A 21,086-nucleotide genomic window follows, 5' to 3' on the forward strand; every position below is an offset into this window, starting at 1 on the left:
ACTTGGTGATCGCCGCCGTCAGCGACGTCTTGCCATGGTCAACGTGACCAATCGTGCCAATGTTCACATGAGGCTTAGTGCGCTCGAATTTACCTTTTGCCATGTGATGTCTCCATTCCTGCCAGCCCGTGCGGGCCTTGAATTAAGTTACTGGTGCAACTCGTTTCGAGTTACGCGTATTTCTTCTGGACTTCCTGGGCGACCGCGGTCGGGACCGGCTCGTAGTGGTCGAACTGCATCGTGTAGGCCGCGCGGCCCTGGCTCATCGACCGAAGGTTGTCCACGTATTTGAACATGTTGGCGAGCGGCACCATCGCGTTGATGACCACCGCGACGCCGCGGGCTTCCTGGCCCTGGATCTGGCCACGACGGCCGTTCAGATCGCCGATAACGCTGCCGACGTAATCTTCCGGCGTCACCACTTCGACCTTCATGATCGGCTCGAGCAACTGCACGCCAAGCTTGGGCGCTGCTTCACGGAAGCAGGCACGGCCGGCGATTTCGAAGGCCAGAACCGAAGAGTCCACGTCGTGGTAGGCGCCATCGATCAGCGTCGCCTTGACGCCGATCATCGGGAAGCCGGCGAACGGGCCCGACGTCATGACGCTGTTGATGCCCTTTTCGACACCGGGGATGTATTCCTTCGGCACAGCGCCGCCGACGATCTTGGTTTCGAACTGGAATTCGCTGCTTTCCGGATTCGGCTCGAACAGGATCTTGACGCGGGCGAACTGACCGGTACCGCCGGTCTGCTTCTTGTGCGTGTAGTCCTGCTCGTGCTTGCGGGTGATCGTCTCGCGATAGGCCACCTGCGGCGCGCCGACATTGGCCTCGACCTTGAACTCGCGGCGCATGCGGTCGACAATGATGTCGAGGTGAAGTTCGCCCATGCCGGAAATGATCGTCTGGCCGCTTTCCTCGTCGGTCTTGACGCGGAAGGACGGATCCTCGGCGGCCAGGCGGTGAAGGGCGAGGCCCATCTTTTCCTGGTCGTTCTTGGTCTTCGGCTCGATAGCGATCTGGATGACCGGATCGGGGAATTCCATGCGCTCGAGGATGACCGGATGCAGCGGATCGCTGAGCGTGTCGCCGGTGGTCGTGTCCTTGAGGCCGGCCAGGGCGACGATGTCGCCGGCAAAAGCCTCTTCGACGTCCGCGCGCGAATTCGCATGCATCTGCAGCATGCGGCCGATGCGCTCTTTCTTGCCCTTCACGGTGTTGTCGACCGAGATGCCCTTGGTGAGCTTGCCCGAATAGATGCGGGCAAAGGTGAGCGAACCGACGAACGGGTCGTTCATGATCTTGAAGGCGAGCATCGACAGCGGCTCGTTGTCGTCGGCATGACGCTCGATCTCGGCGTCCGTCTTGGCGTCGACGCCCTTGATGGCCGGGACATCGGCCGGCGACGGCAGATATTCGACGACGGCGTCGAGCAGGGGCTGCACGCCCTTGTTTTTGAAGGCCGAGCCGCAGAACATCGGATAGAACTTCACCGCGATCGTGCCCTTGCGGATGAGCGCACGGATCTCCTCGTTGCTCGGCATCTTGCCTTCGAGGTAATTCTCAAGCGCCGTCTCGTCCATTTCGACGGCGGCCTCGATCATCTTCTCGCGGTATTCTTCGGCACGAGCCTTGAGGTCGGCAGGAATCTCAACGACATCCCAGGCGGCGCCCAGCGTCTCGTCGCGCCAGACCAGCGCATTCATCTCGACGAGGTCGACGACACCCTTGAATTCGGTCTCGGCGCCGATCGGCAGCTGCATGACAACGGCGTGCGCACCGAGGCGCGAACCGATCATCTCGACCGAGCGGTAAAAGTCGGCGCCGATCTTGTCCATCTTGTTGCAGAAGATCATGCGCGGGACGCGATACTTGTCGGCCTGACGCCAGACGGTCTCCGTCTGCGGCTCGACACCGGCATTGGCGTCGAGCAGCGCGATGGCGCCGTCAAGCACGCGCAGCGAACGCTCGACCTCGATGGTGAAGTCGACGTGGCCGGGGGTGTCGATGATGTTGAAGCGGTACATCTTGCCGCTGCGACCCTTCCAGAAGGTCGTGGTCGCAGCCGACGTGATGGTGATGCCGCGCTCCTGCTCCTGCTCCATCCAGTCCATGGTCGCAGCGCCGTCATGGACTTCGCCGATCTTGTGCGACTTGCCCGTGTAATAGAGGACGCGCTCGGTGGTCGTCGTCTTGCCGGCGTCGATATGCGCCATGATACCGAAATTGCGGTAGTCTTCGATTTTATATTCGCGGGCCATGGGAGGTGCCTCTTCAGTCTCGTTCGCGCTTTACCAGCGGTAATGCGCGAAAGCGCGGTTGGCTTCTGCCATCTTGTGGGTGTCTTCACGCTTCTTGACGGCGGTGCCGCGGTTGTTGGCCGCGTCCATCAGCTCGCCGGAGAGGCGGTCGACCATGGTGGTCTCGTTGCGGTTGCGGGCGGCGGCGATCAGCCAACGGATGGCCAATGCCTGACGACGCTCGGGGCGCACGTCGACCGGAACCTGGTAGGTGGCGCCGCCGACGCGCCGCGAACGCACTTCTACATGCGGCGCGACATTGTCGAGCGCCTGATGGAAGACGGTGACCGGCTCCTGCTTGGTCTTGGACTGGACCTGGTCGAGCGCGCCGTAGACGATGGTCTCGGCAACGGACTTCTTGCCGTCATACATGACGGCGTTCATGAACTTGGTGACGATCAGATCGCCGAACTTCGGGTCCGGATTGATCTCACGCTTTTCTGCACTGTGACGACGGGACATTTTTTCTCTGCCTCAATTCTGCGTGGTGGCCTGGATCGCCGCTTGGCGGATCCGGGTAGCTACGCTTCGGTCACTTCGGACGCTTGGCGCCGTATTTCGAACGGCGCTGCTTGCGGTTCTTCACGCCTTGCGTGTCGAGCACGCCGCGGATGATGTGGTAACGCACGCCCGGAAGATCCTTGACGCGGCCGCCGCGGATCATCACCACCGAGTGTTCCTGAAGGTTGTGGCCTTCGCCGGGGATGTAACCGATCACTTCAAAACCATTGGTCAGGCGGATCTTGGCCACCTTGCGCAGCGCCGAGTTCGGCTTCTTCGGCGTCGTGGTGTAGACGCGCGTGCAGACGCCCCGCTTCTGCGGGTTCTGCTGCATGGCCGGGACCTTGTTGCGCTTCACCGGCGCAATGCGCGGCTTGCGGATCAGCTGGTTGACGGTAGGCATTAAACCCTCTTGTCTCTCAATTCCGTGTCTGGCCCGGTCAGGGCCGCTCAAAGCGTCATTTCCATACGCAAATTCGGGCCACAAACCGCGCCTCGCGGTCTTGCCCGAACAAATGGCAGAGGAAGCGGAAGCCGCTTCATGCACGCCGGAAATGTCTTTTCGCTCGTAAAACGAACCCTGTTTGAGGCAAACTCCAAAGCGTGTCGCTTCGGAAGCAAGAGCCTCACATCGGTTCTGACTGGGCGGCTTCTACTCGTATGGCCACTGTCCGTCAACCCCGGAGGGTCAAATATTGCGCTGAAACCGAGGCTTGGCAGCCATGCGAAAAATGCATGTAATTTTCTTTCGCCGTTTTTCAAGAAAGAAGGCAGAAAGTGACCGGCTTCCGGCTGTTTCCGGGCCGTGCTTCGTGCGAAAAGGCCGCATGAACAGCCAAAACCCCCTCGCCCGGAGGTACGAACCCGTGAATGACAATGAGGAGCGCCCGGTCACCATTATCACTGGCCGGGTGTGGAAGCGCAAAGGCGGCAAGCCGGAAGGCGTGCATGTGATGCTGGTCGCGCCCGACGACGATTCGGCGGTACGCCGCGCTCTCGAATCGCTCGCCGCCGAAGGTTATGCCGAGGCCGAGCTCGACCAGATCGGCGACATGGACGGCGTGCCCGACGAGGAGCCGCATCTGTCCGCCTATCAGGGCGCGCTTGAAGGCGAAGTGTCGATCGTTACGTTTGATGTGCCGATTTGAAGGTGGGCCGATCTGACCGGCTCGAATGCTTGTCGCCTCGGATGCAAGGTCGGCCCCACGCAGCTTGCCCGGCACAAGTTCTCTGCTAATAAACGACCTCTGGCAAACCAAGCACACTCAACCTGCGGAGTCCCCATGTCCTCTAATCCCATCAAGCTCGGCATCGTCGGCGTGGGAAAGATCGTCCGCGACCAGCACCTGCCGGCCCTGGCGAAGGACCGTGATTATCGCCTGGTTGCTGCAGCCAGCCGGCATGGCAAAGTGGAAGACATCCCGAACTTCCCGACGATCGATGCGATGCTCGACGCGATGCCGCAACTCGAGGCGGTGTCGCTGTGCATGCCGCCGCAGTTTCGCTATGACGCCGCGCGCACGGCGCTGGTGGCGAAAAAGCATGTCTTCCTGGAAAAGCCGCCCGGCGCCACGGTCAGCGAGGTCGAAGACCTGAAGGCGCTGGCGGCAGCGAACGGCGTCTGCCTGTTCGCCAGCTGGCATTCACGCTATGCACCGGCTGTGGAGGCAGCCCGTGCATTCCTCGGTTCGACCCGGATCAGGTCGGCCGCCATCAACTGGAAGGAAGATGTGCGCCGCTGGCATCCGAACCAGGAATGGATTTGGGCTGCCGGCGGCTTTGGCGTCTTCGATCCCGGCATCAACGCGCTGTCGATCGCCACGCATATCCTGCCGCCAATGTTCATCAGCTCGGCAGAGCTCGATTTTCCCGAAAACCGCGCGGCCCCGATCGCCGCCCATATCGCCTTCCGCACTTCGAACGGTCTGCCGGTGACGATGGAACTCGACTGGCGCCAGACCGGCCCGCAAAGCTGGGACATCCTGGCCGATACCGAGGCAGGATCGATGGTGCTGTCCGGCGGAGGCTCAAAGCTCGCCATCGACGGTCGCATCGTTCACGAGGAGCCGGAAGCGGAATACCCGATGCTCTACAGGCGTTTCGCCGAAATCGTGCGCGCCGGGGTTTCCGATGTCGATCTGGCACCCCTCCAGCATGTCGCCGACGCCTTCATGCTCCGCAAGCGCAATGTGGTGGAAGCGTTTTTCGACTAACCTAAGTACGTGGCGAGGCTGTCCTTCACCAGATCACCTTGGAAGCGATGCGCCGCACCACGCCTGACGACGAGTCTTTCACGCAAAAACAAAAAAAGCCGCCGGGTTGCCCCGACGGCTTTGTTGCCTGAGATGTGTACCGTCGCGCTTACTGCGCGGCGTTAACCATGTCGGTCAGCATCGGCTCGGCGACCTCGACGCCCGACGCCTTGCGGCGCTCGTCGATGATCAGCTCGTCGCGCGAGGTGGCGATGCGCCGGATCGCGCTCATCGTGCCGCCGGTACCGGCCGGGATAAGCCGGCCGACTATGACGTTTTCCTTCAGCCCCTGCAGCATGTCAGTCTTGCCGGCAACCGCAGCTTCGGTCAGCACCCTCGTCGTCTCCTGGAAGGAGGCGGCCGAGATGAAGGACGGCGTCTGCAGCGAGGCCTTGGTGATGCCGAGCAGCACCGGCTGGCCTTCGGCCGGCTTCTTGCCCTCCTCGACCAGGCGCTCGTTGACCTCTTCCAGTTCGATCACGTCGACGTGGTCGCCCGGAATGTAGGTCGAATCGCCCTGCGTGGTGATCTCAACCTTCTGCAGCATCTGGCGAACGATCACCTCGATGTGCTTGTCGTTGATCGACACGCCCTGCAGTCGGTAGACCTCCTGGATTTCGTTGACGAGGTAGGAGGCAAGCGCCTCCACGCCCTTGATCGCCAGGATGTCGTGCGGCGCCGGATTGCCGTCGAGGATGTAGTCGCCCTTCTCGATGACGTCGCCGTCCTGGAGATGGAACGGCTTGCCCTTCGGGATCAAGTATTCGACCGGCTCAAGCGTCGAGTCATGCGGCTCGATGATTATACGGCGCTTGTTCTTGTAGTCGCGACCGAAGCGGATCGTGCCATCGATCTCGGCGATGATGGCGTGATCCTTCGGACGGCGTGCCTCGAACAGCTCGGCAACACGCGGCAGACCGCCGGTGATGTCCTTGGTCTTGGCGCTTTCCATCGGAATACGCGCCAGCACGTCGCCGGGGCGAACCTGCGCGCCCGGCTCGACCGAAAGAATGGCCTCGACCGAGAGCAGGAAGCGGGCGTCACCGCCCTTCGACAGCTTGCCGACCTTGCCCTTGGCATCCTGGACGACGATCGCCGGCTTGAGATCGTTGCCGCGTGGCGTCGAACGCCAATCGATGACCTCGCGCTTAGTGATGCCGGTCGATTCGTCGGCGGTTTCCTGAACGGAAATGCCATCGACCAGATCCTCGAACGCCACCCTGCCCTCGATTTCGGTGAGGATCGGGCGGGTATAAGGATCCCACTCGGCGATACGCTGGCCGCGCTTCACCTTGTCGCCATCGTCGACGAAGATGCGCGAACCGTAGGTGACGCGGTGCGTGGCGCGTTCCTTGCCGGCCTCGTCGAGGATCAGCACCGCCATGTTGCGGCCCATGACCATCTGCTGGCCGTCGGAGTTGCGCACCACGTTGCGGTTGCGGATCTCGACCTTGCCCTCATAGGAGGCTTCAAGGAACGAAGAGTCCACCACCTGCGCCGTGCCGCCCATGTGGAAGGTACGCATGGTGAGCTGGGTGCCCGGCTCGCCGATCGACTGCGCCGCGATGACGCCGACAGCCTCGCCCTGGTTGACGGGAGTGCCGCGGGCCAGATCGCGTCCGTAGCAGACCGCGCAGACACCGACCCTGACCTCGCAGGTCAGTGCCGAACGGATGCGGACCGACTGTACGCCGGCCTTTTCGATCTGTTCCACGTCACGCTCGTCCATCAGCGTTCCGGCCTTGACCAGAACCTCGCCGGTGACCGGGTGGGTGATGTCGTCGAGCGAGGTGCGGCCGAGAACGCGCTGGCCCACCGAGGCGACGACCTGACCGGCATCGACGATCGGCTGCATGGTGAGGCCCTTGTCGGTGCCGCAGTCGAGCGAGTTGACGATGCAGTCCTGCGCCACGTCGACAAGACGACGCGTCAGGTAACCCGAGTTCGCCGTCTTCAAGGCGGTGTCGGCCAGACCCTTGCGGGCGCCGTGAGTCGAGTTGAAGTACTCGAGCACGGTGAGGCCTTCCTTGAAGTTCGAGATGATCGGCGTCTCGATGATTTCACCACTAGGCTTGGCCATCAGGCCGCGCATGCCGGCGAGCTGGCGCATCTGGGTGGGCGAGCCGCGCGCACCGGAGTGCGACATCATGTAGATCGAGTTCATCGGCTTCTGACGGCCGTTGTCCTCGAACTCGACCGCCTTGATGCGGGCCATCATTTCGTCGGCGACCTTTTCCGAGCACTTGGCCCAGGCGTCGACGACCTTGTTGTACTTCTCGCCCTGCGTGATCAGGCCGTCATTGTACTGCTGCTCGTATTCCTTGGCCAAAGCCTCGGTGTCGGACACCAGCTTGATCTTGGCGTCCGGGATCAGCATGTCGTCCTTGCCGAACGAAATGCCGGCACGGCAGGCGTGGCTGAAGCCGAGAGCCATGATGCGATCGCAGAAAATGACCGTCTCCTTCTGACCGCAATGGCGGTAGACGGTGTCGATCATCTTGGAGATGTTCTTCTTGGTCATCTCCTGGTTGGCGGTCTCGTACGGCACGTTGACGTTCTTGGGCAGAAGCTCGCCGATGATCATGCGGCCAGGCGTGGTGTCGTGGATCTTCGATACGACCTTGCCGTCGGCGTCGACCGTGCGGAAGCGCCCCTTGATCTTGGAATGCAGCGTCACCGCCTTGGTCTCGAGCGCGTGCTGGAGCTCGCCCATATCGGCAAACACCATGCCCTCGCCCGGCTCGTTCTGGTTGACGATCGAGAGATAGTAGAGACCGAGAACCATGTCCTGCGACGGGACGATGATCGGCGCGCCGGAAGCCGGGTGCAGGATGTTGTTGGTCGACATCATCAGCACGCGAGCTTCAAGCTGCGCTTCCAGCGACAGCGGCACGTGGACCGCCATCTGGTCGCCGTCGAAGTCGGCGTTGAAGGCCGTGCAGACCAGCGGGTGAAGCTGGATCGCCTTGCCTTCGATCAGGATCGGCTCGAACGCCTGGATGCCGAGGCGGTGCAGCGTCGGCGCGCGGTTCAGCAGCACCGGATGCTCGCGGATGACCTCGTCGAGGATATCCCAGACCTCCGGACGCTCCTTCTCGACCAGCTTCTTCGCCTGCTTGACGGTCGAGGAGTAACCCTTGGCGTCGAGACGGGCGTAGATGAACGGCTTGAACAGCTCGAGCGCCATCTTCTTCGGCAGGCCGCACTGGTGCAGCTTGAGCTCCGGACCGGTGACGATGACCGAGCGGCCGGAATAGTCGACGCGCTTGCCGAGCAGGTTCTGGCGGAACCGGCCCTGCTTACCCTTCAGCATATCGGACAGCGACTTCAGCGGACGCTTGTTGGCGCCGGTTATGACGCGGCCGCGACGGCCGTTGTCGAACAGTGCATCGACGGCTTCCTGCAGCATGCGCTTTTCATTGCGCACGATGATGCCGGGCGCGCGCAACTCGATCAGCCGCTTCAGGCGGTTGTTGCGGTTGATGACGCGGCGATAGAGATCGTTCAGATCCGACGTGGCGAAACGGCCGCCGTCCAGCGGGACAAGCGGACGCAGGTCCGGCGGGATCACCGGAACCACTTTCATGATCATCCATTCCGGACGGTTGCCGGATTCCATGAAGTTCTCGACGACCTTGAGCCGCTTCAGATACTTATTCTGCTTGAGCTCGGAGGTGGTCGAAGCCAACTCCGAGCGCAAATCGCCGGCGATCTTCTCGAGGTCCATGCCGGCCAGAAGATCGTGGATCGCCTCGGCGCCGATCATGGCGGTGAAGCTATCCTCGCCATATTCGTCGACGGCCATCATGTACTCTTCCTCGCTGAGCAGCTGGTGCTCCTTTAGCGCGGTGAGGCCGGGTTCGGTGACGATGTAGTTCTCGAAGTAGAGGACGCGCTCGATGTCCTTCAGCGTCATGTCGAGCAACGTGCCTATGCGCGACGGCAGCGACTTCAGGAACCAGATGTGGGCGACCGGTGCCGCCAGCTCGATATGGCCCATGCGCTCGCGGCGGACGCGCGACAGTGTGACTTCGACGCCGCACTTCTCGCAGATGACGCCCTTGTACTTCATGCGCTTGTACTTGCCGCACAGGCACTCATAGTCCTTGATCGGACCAAAAATGCGCGCGCAGAACAGGCCGTCACGCTCCGGCTTGAAGGTGCGGTAGTTGATGGTCTCCGGCTTCTTGATCTCGCCGAACGACCAGGACAGAATCTTCTCAGGGCTGGCAAGCGAGATCCGGATGGAATCGAACACCTGCGCGGGCGCCTGGGGGTTGAAGAGATTCATGACCTCTTGGTTCATGCCGTTCTCCTTTTCGGGGTCCTCGAAAACCCCTTGCATCTAGCGCGGGCCAAACGCCCGCCGACTTGATCGGCCATCGGCCGAAGAAACTCTCTTGTTTGTGCATGATCTTGGCCGAAAACCGGTAACCACTTTTCGGGATCATGCTCGGCGTCCGGTCGCGAGAGCCCTCTCCCGCGACCGAGCGTCTTGCTTATTCGGCCGCGTCGGGCAGCCGGATCGGGTTGTCGTCGAGCTTGGTGTTCTCCAGCTCGACATTGAGGCCGAGAGACCGCATTTCCTTGACGAGAACGTTGAAGCTCTCGGGAATGCCGGCCTCAAAGGTGTCGTCGCCTCTGACGATCGCCTCGTAGACCTTGGTGCGTCCGGCGACGTCATCCGACTTCACCGTCAGCATCTCCTGCAGCGTGTAGGCGGCGCCGTACGCTTCGAGCGCCCAGACCTCCATCTCGCCGAAGCGCTGGCCACCGAACTGCGCCTTGCCGCCCAGCGGCTGCTGGGTAACAAGCGAGTACGGACCGATCGAACGCGCGTGGATCTTATCGTCCACAAGGTGGTGAAGCTTGAGCATATATATGTAGCCCATCGTCACTTTGCGATCGAACGGCTCGCCGGTGCGTCCGTCATAGAGCTGCGACTGACCGCTGGTGTGCAGGCCCGCCTGCTCCAGCATGATGTTGATGTCGGCCTCGTGCGCGCCGTCGAACACCGGTGTCGCGATGGAGACGCCGCGGCGCATCTGCTCGCTGAGGCGAACGATGCTCTCGTCGTCATATTCGCGGATCGGCTCGTTGCGGTCGTTGGCCGGCATGAAGCTCTCGAGCGTCTTGCGCAGCGGCTTGATGTCGCCCGCCGTCTTGTACGCATCGATCAGATCGCCGATCTTCTTGCCCATTCCGGCGCAAGCCCAGCCCAGATGCGTTTCCAGAATCTGGCCGACATTCATGCGGCTCGGCACACCCAGCGGGTTGAGCACGATATCGGCATGCGTGCCGTCCTCGAGGAAAGGCATGTCCTCGACCGGAACGATCCGCGACACGACACCCTTGTTGCCGTGCCGGCCGGCCATCTTGTCGCCGGGCTGCATCTTGCGCTTCACGGCCACGAAGACCTTGACCATCTTCATGACGCCCGGAGGCATCTCGTCGCCGCGCTGCACCTTCTCGACCTTGTCCATGAAGCGCTGCTCGAGCGCCTTCTTGGAATCGTCGTACTGGCCACGCAAGGCTTCCAGTTCGCTCTGGAGCTTTTCGTTCTCCACAGCAAACTGCCACCACTGCGAACGCGGATACTCGTCGAGCATGTCCTTCGACAGCTTCGAGCCCTTCTTGAAACCCTTCGGCCCGGCAATCGCTTCCTTGCCGACGAGAACGTCGGACAGGCGCGAATAGACGTTGCGGTCGAGAATCGCCTGCTCGTCGTCGCGGTCCTTGGCGAGGCGTTCGATCTCCTCGCGCTCGATCGCCATGGCGCGCTCGTCCTTCTCGACGCCGTGGCGGTTGAAGACACGCACTTCGACGACGGTGCCGAAGGTTCCCGGAGGCATGCGCATAGAGGTGTCGCGCACGTCCGAGGCTTTTTCACCGAAGATGGCGCGCAGCAGCTTTTCTTCCGGCGTCATCGGGCTTTCGCCCTTAGGCGTGATCTTGCCGACCAGGATGTCGCCCGGCTGCACTTCCGCACCGATATAGACGATGCCAGCTTCGTCGAGGTTCTTCAGCGCTTCTTCCGAGACGTTCGGGATGTCGCGCGTGATCTCCTCCGGCCCGAGCTTGGTATCGCGGGCCATGACTTCGAACTCCTCGATGTGGATCGAGGTGAAGACGTCATCGGCGACGATGCGCTCGGACAAGAGGATGGAGTCCTCGTAGTTGTAGCCGTTCCACGGCATGAACGCGACCAGCACGTTGCGGCCGAGCGCCAGATCGCCGAGCTCCGTCGACGGACCGTCGGCGATGATGTCGCCCTTGTTGACCAGGTCGCCCATGCGCACCAGCGGACGCTGGTTGATGCAGGTGTTCTGGTTCGAACGCTGGAACTTCATCAGCCGGTAGATGTCGACGCCGGACTTGCCGGGATCGAGATCTTCCGTGGCGCGGATGACGATACGCGTCGCGTCCACCTGGTCGACGATGCCGCCGCGGCGGGCGCCGATGGCGGCGCCCGAGTCACGGGCGACGATCGGCTCCATGCCGGTGCCGACGAACGGCGCTTCGGCGCGCACCAGCGGCACGGCCTGACGCTGCATGTTCGAGCCCATCAGCGCGCGGTTGGCGTCGTCGTTCTCGAGGAACGGGATCAGGGCCGCGGCCACCGACACCATCTGCTTCGGCGACACGTCCATCAGATCGACGTTTTCGCGCGGCGCCATCATCACTTCGCCGGCGTTGCGGCAAATGACGAATTCGTCGACGAAATGACCATCCTTGTCGAGCTCGGCATTGGCCTGCGCGACGTGGTGCTTGGCCTCTTCCATAGCCGACAGATAGACGACCTCATTGGTCAGCTTGCCGTTGACGATCTTGCGGTACGGGCTCTCGATGAAGCCGTATTTGTTGACGCGCGCGAAGGTCGCCAGCGAGTTGATCAGGCCGATATTCGGGCCTTCCGGCGTCTCGATCGGGCAGATGCGGCCGTAATGTGTCGGGTGCACGTCGCGCACCTCGAAACCGGCACGCTCGCGGGTCAGACCGCCCGGTCCAAGCGCCGAAAGACGGCGCTTGTGGGTGATCTCCGACAGCGGATTGGTCTGATCCATGAACTGCGACAGCTGCGAGGAACCGAAGAACTCGCGCACGGCGGCAGCCGCCGGCTTGGCGTTGATCAGGTCCTGCGGCATCACCGTGTCGATCTCGATCGAGGACATGCGTTCCTTGATCGCGCGCTCCATGCGCAGCAGCCCGACGCGGTACTGGTTCTCCATCAGCTCGCCGACCGAGCGCACGCGGCGATTGCCGAGATTGTCGATGTCGTCGATCTCGCCCTTGCCGTCGCGCAGTTCGACCAGCGTTCTGACCACGGCCAGGATGTCGTCCTTGCGCAGCACGCGCACGGTGTCCTCGGCCTTGAGCTCCAGGCGCATGTTCATCTTGACGCGGCCGACGGCCGACAGATCGTAGCGCTCGCTGTCGAAGAACAGCGAGTTGAACATGGCTTCGGCGGTCTCGAGCGTCGGCGGCTCACCCGGGCGCATGACGCGGTAGATATCGAACAGTGCGTCCTGGCGGCTCTCGTTCTTGTCGACGTTGAGCGTGTTGCGGATATAAGCGCCGACATTGACGTGGTCGATGTCGAGAACTTTGATCTCGTCATCGCCAGTGCCGAGAAGCACTTTCAGCGTCTTTTCGTCGATCTCGTCGCCGGCTTCGAGGAAAATCTCGCCGGTGCCATAGTTGACGATGTCCTCGGCAAGATAGTTGCCGAGCAGATCCTCGTCGGTCGCCTTGATCGCCTTGAGACCCTTTTCGCCAAGCGCCCTGGCCTGGCGGGCAGTGATCTTCTTGCCGGCCTCGACGACGACCTCGCCGGTGTCGGCGTCAACCAGGTCACCAACGGCCTTGAGGCCGCGGAAACGCTCGACGTTGAACGGGATGCGCCAATGGTCGCCGGCGCGCTTGTAGGTGATCTTGTTGTAGAAGGTCGACAGGATCTCTTCGCCGTCCATGCCAAGCGCCATCAGCAGCGACGTCACCGGAATCTTGCGGCGACGGTCGATGCGGGCGTGCACGACGTCCTTGCTATCGAATTCGATGTCGAGCCACGAGCCGCGATAGGGAATGACGCGCGCGGCAAACAGAAGCTTGCCGGACGAGTGCGACTTGCCCTTGTCATGGTCGAAGAAGACGCCCGGTGAACGGTGCATCTGCGAGACGATGACGCGCTCGGTACCATTGACGATGAAGGTGCCGTTCAAGGTCATGAGCGGCATGTCGCCCATGTAGACGTCCTGCTCCTTGATGTCCTTGATGGACTTCGCGCCGGTATCCTCGTCGATATCGAACACGATGAGGCGCAGCGTCACCTTGAGCGGCGCTGCATAGGTCAGGTCGCGCTGACGGCATTCGTCGACGTCGAATTTCGGTCCTTCGAACTCGTATTTCACAAACTCCAGCATCGAGGAGCCGGAAAAATCCTGAATCGGGAAAACCGACTTGAAAACTGCCTGCAGTCCCTCGTCAGGACGCCCACCCTTGGGCTCCTCCACCATCAGGAACTGGTCATAGGATGCCTTCTGAACCTCGATCAGGTTCGGCATCTCCGCAACTTCCGGGATCTTTCCGAAAAACTTGCGTACGCGTCTGCGGCCATTGAAAGTCTGGGTCTGGGCCATCGTCGCTCCTTAGCTCAATTCTCGGGACGAGCCTCGCCGCGGCTCGCCTTGCATCTCGAGCCACCTCGGCGGCCCTGTCTTGTTGCCCGCCGCCTGTCGGCGGCTTCTTGTCTTTTCACCCGCCGCCAATTGGCGGTGGGCCAGAAACGGGAGAAAACCCGTTTCCTGAAGGCCGGTTTGCGGCCCTCAGGAAAGAGGTTTTCGCACTCTTCGCGCTACGCAACCTCCCTTCGCGCGAAGGGAGTGGCGGACGGCGCGACGCCGCCCGCCGGTACTCAACGCTTACTTCAGTTCGACCTTGGCGCCGGCTGCTTCCAGCTGGGCCTTGAACTTGTCCGCGTCGGCCTTGGAAACGGCTTCCTTGACCGGCTTCGGAGCCGCCTCGACCAGGTCCTTGGCTTCCTTGAGGCCAAGACCGGTGATGGCGCGAACTTCCTTGATGACGTTGATCTTCTGAGCGCCTGCCTCGGTGAGAACGACGTCGAATTCCGTCTTTTCCTCGACCGGAGCAGCAGCGGCCGCAGCGCCGCCGGCAGCGGCTACCGCCACCGGAGCAGCGGCGGAAACGCCCCACTTTTCTTCAAGAAGCTTCGACAGCTCGGCCGCCTCGAGGACGGTCAGCTTCGAAAGGTCGTCTACGATCTTTGCCAGATCAGCCATTGCAATGTTCCTTCATAAGGTTCGAACGTGTGTTTGTGATAGCGAGGAACGGCCTCATGCCGCCTCGTCCTTCCGGGCGTAAGCGCCGATGACGCGCGCGACCGAAGCCGCAGGCGCATTGACGATCTGGGCGATCCGGGTTGCCGGCGTGGCGATCATGCCAACCAGCCTGGCGCGCAGCTCATCGAGCGACGGGAGTGTGGCGAGTGCCTTCACACCGTCGGCGTTGAGCGAGGTGGTGCCCATTGCGCCGCCGAGAATGACGAGCTTGTCATTTCCCTTGGCGAAATCGGACGCGACCTTCGGCGCCGCAATCGGATCCTCCGAATAGGCGATCAGCGTCTGTCCCTTGAACAGATCGATGATCGATGCGGAGTCCGTGCCCTGAAGAGCGATTTTGGCGAGACGGTTCTTCGCGACTTTGACGGTGCCACCGGCGGCGCGCATTTTCGACCGAAGGTCGTTCATTTGCGCGACGGTGATACCGGCGTAGTGGGCCACGACGACTGAACCAGCGCTTGAAAACGCATCATTCAGGCCCGTGACGAGTTCGCGTTTTTCCGCTCTGTCCACTGCCTATCTCCAGTTGACCCCTGCCCTCTACGAAGGACAGGCGTCGGGTTGCCTTTTGCCGGCCGGGCCATCCAGTAACGGATCTCCCGAACGGCGCTCGAGGATCCTGCCCCCTTTCGCCACACCTGCCGGCAAGCCGGACGGTGCGCAGACAAAAGGCAAACACGGTTCGAACCTTTCATTGGAGCTGACGCTCCTTTGTCCGGTCTTCACCCGTCTCATGCAGGCCCACATGAATTAAGGCCCACATCACCTAAGGCTTGGGGGCCGCCTGCAATCTCGGACAGGATGTCCGGAAGCCTTTCGACTTCCGGCACCGGGCCGCCGACAGGTCGGAGGCCCGGAATTCTTTCACGGATCAGCGTTTTAGCGGCCGATCCAATTGTTCGTATCAGGACGCTGCCAGCGTCGAGACATCGAGCTTGAGGCCCGGGCCCATTGTCGAGGTGACCGACACCTTCTTGACGTAGTTGCCCTTGGCGCCAGCCGGCTTTGCCCTGTTCACCGCGTCAGTGAAGGCGCGGACGTTCTCTTCCAGCGCCTTGACGTCGAACGAGACCTTGCCGACGCCGGCATGAACGATGCCGGCCTTCTCGACGCGGAATTCGACCGCGCCGCCCTTCGATGCCTTGACGGCGGCGGCAACGTCGGTGGTGACGGTGCCGACCTTCGGGTTCGGCATCATGCCGCGCGGACCGAGCACCTTGCCGAGACGGCCGACCAGCGGCATCATGTCCGGCGTGGCGATGCAGCGGTCGAAGTCGATCGTGCCCTTCTGGACGATGTCGACCAGATCCTCGGCTCCGACGATGTCGGCGCCGGCGGCCTTGGCCTCCTCGGCCTTGTCACCACGCGCGAACACGGCGACGCGAACGCTGCGGCCTGTGCCGTTCGGCAGGTTGACCACGCCGCGGACCATCTGGTCGGCATGGCGGGGGTCGACGCCGAGGTTCATCGCGACTTCGATGGTCTCATCGAACTTCACCGAGGAGCGATCCTTGAGCAGCTTCAGCGCCTCACCCAAAGCGTAAGCCTTGTTGGGATCGATGCCTTCGCGGGTCTGCGATACACGCTTTGCAATCTTTGCCATGATCTCAGCCCACCACTTCCAGACCCATCGAGCGGGCGGAGCCCTCGACCATACGCATGGCCGCCTCGACGTCGTTTGCGTTCAGATCCTTCATCTTCTGCTCGGCGATGGCGCGCACCTTGTCGCGGCCGATCGTGCCGGCCTTGACCTTGCCCGGCTCCTTGGAGCCCGACTTCAGGTTCGCGGCCTTCTTCAGGAAATAGCTCACCGGCGGCGTCTTCATGACGAAGGTGAACGACTTGTCCTGGTAGTAGGTGATGACGACGGGAACCGGCGAGCCCTTTTCCATTTCCTGGGTCTGCGCGTTGAACGCCTTGCAGAACTCCATGATGTTGATGCCACGCTGACCAAGCGCCGGGCCGATCGGGGGCGACGGCGTAGCCGATCCCGCGGAAACCTGGAGCTTGAGCTGGCCTGCAATTTTCTTAGCCATCTCTCTTCCTGCCTTTTCTCATGCCGGTCTTGCCGGCGGTTGCAGTCTGGTGGTGCGGTCCGCGCGGCCGGCTAAAGCCGCATTCGCCTCCCACCGGTTTTTGGCCGCGCGATCTCCGCGCCGCCTTCCCTGCCGCCGAACTGGTGCAGGGATTTCGGATCAGCCCTTCTCGACCTGTCCGAATTCCAGATCGACCGGCACGGCGCGCCCGAAGATCGAAACTTCCACCTTGAGCCGCGCCCGCTCCTCGTCCACTTCCTGGACGAAACCGTTGAAGGACGCGAATGGTCCATCCGAAACGCGGATCGCTTCGCCGATCTCGAACGTCACCGACGGCTTCGGCCGCTCGACGCCTTCCTGAACCTGGTTCAGGATACGCTGGGCCTCGGCTTCGGTGATCGGCACCGGCTTGGAGTCGCCCAGGAAACCGGTGACCTTCGGCGTGTTCTTGACGAGCGAGAACACGGCGTCGGTCAGATTGGCTTTCAACAGCACATAGCCCGGAAAGAACTTGCGCTCGGCGTCGACCTTGCGGCCGCGGCGGATCTCGACGACCTTCTCGGTCGGCACCACGATCTGCTCGATGTCGGCGGACAGGCCTTTCTGCTTGGCCTTGTTCTCGATGTCCTCGGCGACCTTCTTTTCAAAGTTCGAGTAGGCGTGGACGATGTACCACCGCGCGGTCATTTCAAGACTTCTCCGTAATCGCCAGACTTATTGTCCGAGGCCGAGGATTTTTTCGACCGCAAAGCCCATGGCCACGTCTGCGGTAAAGAAAAAGATCATCGCGATGACCGCGAACACAAGGACCATCACCGTCGAGATCATCGTTTCGCGCCGCGACGGCCAAGTGACCTTGGCGGTCTCCGCGCGAACCTGCTGGAGAAAGGTGAAAGGATTTGTGGTTTTCGAAGCCATATGCCGCTCTGTCTTCAAGACCCGTTGGCCGGATCTCCTGGATGATCCCGCTGGCCGGGACGTGCCGCTTGAGCGTGCGTTCGCGCCGAATCAGCGCAATCATTTCGCCCATGCAAATCAGACGCGTAAAGCCGGCTTCCCAGCTCCACGCGTCGCGTGTCTGTTTCGTCTACATAAAACCGATTCTTGATCCACGCAAGTGGCAAGTGTCGGCTTTATGACCAAACGCCGCCTCGGAACCATCCAGTCGTCCCGTCCCGGCTATGCGGCCCTTATGCCGCAACTTATGCCATATGGCAAGTCACAAGCCGGTTTTCAAAGGCCGCGCTGCAAAAGAATCGTTTTTAGTTGTCCATTCGAAGAATGGCACGGGCAGCAGGGCTCGAACCTACGACCTGCGGTTTTGGAGACCGCCGCTCTACCAACTGAGCTATGCCCGTATGCGCATGTCGGCGCAGCAGGCGCTTCCTAAAAGCTTCCGTGCGCTCTGTAAAGAGCGGTGTGTGCTGCCCTGCCTTCATCTGCGGAAATCCAGACGTCCTCCCGGCCATTTCCCGTCGATTCTCTGGTTGCTGACAATCAAGCCGACCCAGGGACGCACGATTTTCGGGTCGGTCAGATTGATGTATTTTCCAACCCACCCTTTCGCACCCTCGCGCCGCGCATCGATCAGTCCTTTGCGCACGCCATGATGCCAATCGAACAGGAGGAAGACCCTCTCTCCCGCTACCTTCACCACGCCCCGGCCAGACCGCCATTTATCCCTGCTATCGCCCGGAATCGTGGGATCGGCGCCGCCGTTCCATCGGCTGGACCAGCTTCCTTCGATCGCGTCGTCGTGATCGCGGATCCTTTCGGTGCCCCAGGCTTCGGCATTCTCATCGCTCGAAAGTCCCTCCAGTTTTGCACCTGCGGCGAACGCCGACACCTCCTCGTCGTCGGGACTGGGGACATCCATCACACCGAACGGGTTTCGAGTTCCGCGGCCGCTGTCAAAGGCGCTGTCTGAATTTTTCTTGCCTTCCGATCCCATCGCAAGCCTCCGGTTTTCAGTGTGGCCCCGCCAGTCGACGGCGACTTTAAACCGTTAGCCTGGAGGACCGAAACCTCCATGGCCACCCGTTTTCCTGGCCGGCAGGGTTTTCGACCGATTCGTGCCCAGTCAGTTCCCCGAAGGCGGCTTGTAGGGGCCGCCGGGCACGCCCCAACCCCAGGCCGGCATTGGTTCCGTCTCGGGGTCGCAGGTCGGGCCCTTGTTGGAATTCATCCTGGCCAGCCGCGATCCCCATTCGATATAGGCCATGAAGGCGGAGCGGAATTCGGGATCGTCAGGCAGGCCGACCTCGTCGGCGGCGTCGGCGAGAAGACTGATCCAGCGCCGGCGCTGCTCCTCCGTCAGATGCTTGCCGAGATGATGCATCACCATCTCGCGATGGCCGCCATGCTTTTCGCTGTAGATTTTGGGTCCACCAAAGACCTCGCCGATGAAGGCCGCGACGTGAGCCGGATGGTCCGGCGACATGTGCTTGAACACCGGCCCGACGATCGGATCCCGAAACACCTTGTCGTAGAAGGTCTGGGTCAGCCGGTTCAGCGCTTCGGTGCCACCGGCCCATTCGAACAATGTCGGGACATCCTGGCTCATTCGCGATCCCTCTACCGGCAAGCCCACGGCGCCGGACAATAGCGGAAATATCGCGCGTCGCTCAACCTGCCTCGATGGCCAGTCGGCTGCAGCTATGATGCCTGAATTACGATTTAGCCGCCCTATGATTTCACGGGCATGCTGGCCTGAGCCTTGGCGCCGGAGAGCTCGCGGCAATTCTCCGGCCTTGGCTCCGATCTGCAGATGCCGGGACCTGTTAATTCGTCCGCCGACCCAGGCCCCGTCGTCAGCCCGAACTTCAGCATCATGTCGGGTTCAAGCTGGCGGTGGCGCGAGGATTGCACCGATTTCATCGCAGCAAACAATCCCGGACCGACCGCCATGTCCTTGAGATAGGTCTTGACCCCCTGCTCCAAGCCAATCGAATGCACGCTCAACTTTGCACGCGGGCCGACGAGGCGTTTGGCACCGCCGGCGAGCATGATCGGGCAGGCCGAGCCGCACTCGCCGCCGGCATCGACCGTCAGGCCGTTGTAGACTCCGTCTTCTGCCGTGCAGTCGGCCTGCCGCGGCTCGCAGCCAATGAAATCCGTCCGTGCCACTGCGACGTCGAGCTTGCGTTCGCGGATCAGCCTTCCGGCCGCCAAGGCACCGAGCACATCACCTCCCGGCGAGTTGATGACGATGGGCAGGCGCCGGTCACCGATGTCGTCAAGCAGTTGCCGCAATTTTTCGGGCGTTTGAGCGGTAATTGTGCCTTCGGCCGAGATCCATTCGGGGCAGTTGGGGTTGCAGAGCGGATTGCTGCCGCGGACCAGGACGAAGCGCATGTCCGCGACATCTTTCACCTGCGGGCTTTCGAGCCCTGCAAGTGCAGGCGCGGCGTTCGCCACCACTTCGCCGGTCGGCTTTGCGGCATTTTCCGGCGCCGGCAGCTCTCTGCAGCTCGCGGGCAACGGATCGGCTTTGCATAGGGTAGGCGCGGTCAGCAGGTCGACGGCATCCAGGCTGGTGACGAGATTCGTCTGCAGCATGTCGTCGAGGGCGATCTGCTGGATACCGCTGGCCGGCGTGCTTTTCATGGTCTCGAGTACACCCAGGCCGACGCCCATTTCCTTCAAATAGGCCGCCAGCCGTCTCTCCAGCGGCTTGTTCATCTCGTAGGTCTTGTAGCTACCGGCGTTCTTCCGGCTGACGACCCTGGTGCTGAGGATCTTCTTCTTGCCCTTCACCATGCGGTAGGTGGTGCGGTACAGCAATTTCGTCCGGATATAGGTCGTTGTGATCTGATGGACGCCGAGAAAGGCCCATTCCCCGACCACGCGCCGGATGCCACCGGAAAACATTAAGGGACAGGCGGAATTGCAGATGGCGCTGCTGGCATAGGCATTGCCGAAATAGGGGGCGGCCTTGCCGTCCTTGTCCTTGCAGTTCTTCACACCTGGCTGACAGCCGATGAACCGGGTTTTGCCGACCGCGATATCGAGCTTGTTCTTGCGGACCAGGCGACCGAGCGTCAGCGCCGCTTCGACATTGCCGCCGGGGGAATCGACGACGATCGGCAATTTTCGGCCACCCAGCGCTTTCAGCGTGCGTTTGAACAGGGCCGGCGTGCCGGCCTCTATCGAGCCTTCCGCCGATATCCATTCCGGACAGGTCGGCTCGCAGCCCGGCGCGCTGCTGCGGACGACGACGAACCGCATCGTCGGGCCGAGATCCGGCGTGGATTTTTCCTGCGTGGATTTCTTTGCATCCGCTGCGAAGGCAGCGTGTCCCATGACAAGGAACGACACCAGGCAGATCAGCCCTAACAGCCACCATGCCTGACTATGCAAACGGCGCCATGGAACCATTCGGGCAAGCCCCCTCGATGCAACCTATACTAGTTAAGGCAGAGGCGCTTGCAACAGGATTTGAAGCAAGGCGGTTAATCTATTACGAGAAACTCAGAATCAAAAAGGCGGCCCGAAGACCGCCCTTTCGCATCCGATCTCGACCGGCAACGCCGGCGACGATTACTCTTTGATGGTGACGACGATGCCGGCACCGACGGTGCGGCCGCCTTCACGGATGGCGAAGCGCAGCTTCTCTTCCATGGCGATCGGCACGATCAGCTC

At 61.8% G+C, this 21,086-nt stretch carries 18 protein-coding genes and 1 tRNA gene; 2 read left to right on the forward strand and 17 right to left on the reverse strand.

Going from position 1 to position 21,086, the window contains the following annotated elements:
- From NKJ94_RS34400 to rpsL, 4 genes are all read right to left on the reverse strand, one after another.
- A partial coding sequence (locus NKJ94_RS34400) for a GTP-binding protein (RefSeq protein WP_245464554.1) occupies positions 1–103 on the reverse strand: 103 nt, incomplete at its 3' end.
- Between the two features lie 67 nt (positions 104–170).
- Positions 171–2,261 (reverse strand): elongation factor G, encoded by a 2,091-nt coding sequence (fusA, locus tag NKJ94_RS34405; protein ID WP_352531879.1) that lies wholly within the window; start codon positions 2,259–2,261, stop codon positions 171–173.
- A gap of 30 nt (positions 2,262–2,291) precedes the next feature.
- Positions 2,292–2,762 (reverse strand): 30S ribosomal protein S7, encoded by a 471-nt coding sequence (gene rpsG, locus NKJ94_RS34410; protein WP_008875664.1) that lies wholly within the window; start codon positions 2,760–2,762, stop codon positions 2,292–2,294.
- A gap of 70 nt (positions 2,763–2,832) precedes the next feature.
- Entirely contained in the window at positions 2,833–3,204 is a 372-nt protein-coding gene (gene rpsL, locus NKJ94_RS34415; protein ID WP_006333356.1) for a 30S ribosomal protein S12, read from the reverse strand.
- Positions 3,205–3,667: 463 nt separating this feature from the next.
- Here rpsL and NKJ94_RS34420 point away from each other — a divergent pair, with 463 nt between their 5' ends.
- Together NKJ94_RS34420 and NKJ94_RS34425 are read left to right on the forward strand one after the other, a co-directional pair.
- Positions 3,668–3,949, forward strand: a complete 282-nt coding sequence (locus NKJ94_RS34420) for a transcriptional regulator (RefSeq protein WP_023680447.1) — start codon at positions 3,668–3,670, stop codon at positions 3,947–3,949.
- A 135-nt stretch (positions 3,950–4,084) separates the two neighbouring features.
- On the forward strand, positions 4,085–5,014 hold the full coding sequence (locus tag NKJ94_RS34425) for a Gfo/Idh/MocA family protein (RefSeq protein WP_352531881.1): 930 nt from the start codon (positions 4,085–4,087) through the stop codon (positions 5,012–5,014).
- Positions 5,015–5,162: 148 nt separating this feature from the next.
- On the opposite strand, the gene rpoC is transcribed toward NKJ94_RS34425, so the two are convergent.
- From rpoC to NKJ94_RS34490, 13 genes are all read right to left on the reverse strand, one after another.
- Positions 5,163–9,359 carry a DNA-directed RNA polymerase subunit beta' gene (rpoC, locus tag NKJ94_RS34430; RefSeq protein WP_352531883.1) on the reverse strand — a complete coding sequence of 1,399 codons (4,197 nt, stop codon included), beginning with the start codon at positions 9,357–9,359 and terminating at the stop codon, positions 5,163–5,165.
- 193 nt (positions 9,360–9,552) lie between these two features.
- Positions 9,553–13,689, reverse strand: coding sequence for a DNA-directed RNA polymerase subunit beta (gene rpoB / locus NKJ94_RS34435; protein ID WP_352531885.1), 4,137 nt, complete (start codon positions 13,687–13,689; stop codon positions 9,553–9,555).
- Between the two features lie 282 nt (positions 13,690–13,971).
- Positions 13,972–14,349: a 50S ribosomal protein L7/L12 gene (gene rplL, locus NKJ94_RS34440; RefSeq protein WP_023680442.1), complete on the reverse strand. Its 378-nt coding sequence runs from the start codon at positions 14,347–14,349 to the stop codon at positions 13,972–13,974.
- A gap of 54 nt (positions 14,350–14,403) precedes the next feature.
- Positions 14,404–14,922, reverse strand: a complete 519-nt coding sequence (rplJ, locus tag NKJ94_RS34445) for a 50S ribosomal protein L10 (protein ID WP_263784050.1) — start codon at positions 14,920–14,922, stop codon at positions 14,404–14,406.
- A 391-nt stretch (positions 14,923–15,313) separates the two neighbouring features.
- Positions 15,314–16,012, reverse strand: coding sequence for a 50S ribosomal protein L1 (rplA, locus tag NKJ94_RS34450; RefSeq protein ID WP_352531888.1), 699 nt, complete (start codon positions 16,010–16,012; stop codon positions 15,314–15,316).
- A gap of 4 nt (positions 16,013–16,016) precedes the next feature.
- Positions 16,017–16,445 (reverse strand): 50S ribosomal protein L11, encoded by a 429-nt coding sequence (gene rplK, locus NKJ94_RS34455; RefSeq protein ID WP_023680440.1) that lies wholly within the window; start codon positions 16,443–16,445, stop codon positions 16,017–16,019.
- 159 nt (positions 16,446–16,604) lie between these two features.
- Positions 16,605–17,132, reverse strand: a complete 528-nt coding sequence (nusG, locus tag NKJ94_RS34460; protein WP_006333333.1) for a transcription termination/antitermination protein NusG — start codon at positions 17,130–17,132, stop codon at positions 16,605–16,607.
- Between the two features lie 27 nt (positions 17,133–17,159).
- Entirely contained in the window at positions 17,160–17,363 is a 204-nt protein-coding gene (secE, locus tag NKJ94_RS34465; RefSeq protein ID WP_023680439.1) for a preprotein translocase subunit SecE, read from the reverse strand.
- Positions 17,364–17,727: 364 nt separating this feature from the next.
- Positions 17,728–17,803 (reverse strand) — tRNA-Trp (locus tag NKJ94_RS34470).
- A gap of 77 nt (positions 17,804–17,880) precedes the next feature.
- Entirely contained in the window at positions 17,881–18,396 is a 516-nt protein-coding gene (locus NKJ94_RS34475; RefSeq protein WP_352531890.1) for a hypothetical protein, read from the reverse strand.
- A 129-nt stretch (positions 18,397–18,525) separates the two neighbouring features.
- On the reverse strand, positions 18,526–19,008 hold the full coding sequence (locus NKJ94_RS34480; protein WP_352531892.1) for a group II truncated hemoglobin: 483 nt from the start codon (positions 19,006–19,008) through the stop codon (positions 18,526–18,528).
- Positions 19,009–19,130: 122 nt separating this feature from the next.
- Positions 19,131–20,822 carry a COG3904 family protein gene (locus NKJ94_RS34485; RefSeq protein WP_352531894.1) on the reverse strand — a complete coding sequence of 564 codons (1,692 nt, stop codon included), beginning with the start codon at positions 20,820–20,822 and terminating at the stop codon, positions 19,131–19,133.
- 162 nt (positions 20,823–20,984) lie between these two features.
- Positions 20,985–21,086, reverse strand: a 102-nt coding sequence (locus NKJ94_RS34490; RefSeq protein WP_152536282.1) for an EF-Tu C-terminal domain-related protein, incomplete at its 5' end; no start/stop codon positions are given.

The organism is Mesorhizobium sp. M0060 (genome assembly GCF_040323155.1).
Taxonomy (GTDB): domain Bacteria; phylum Pseudomonadota; class Alphaproteobacteria; order Rhizobiales; family Rhizobiaceae; genus Mesorhizobium.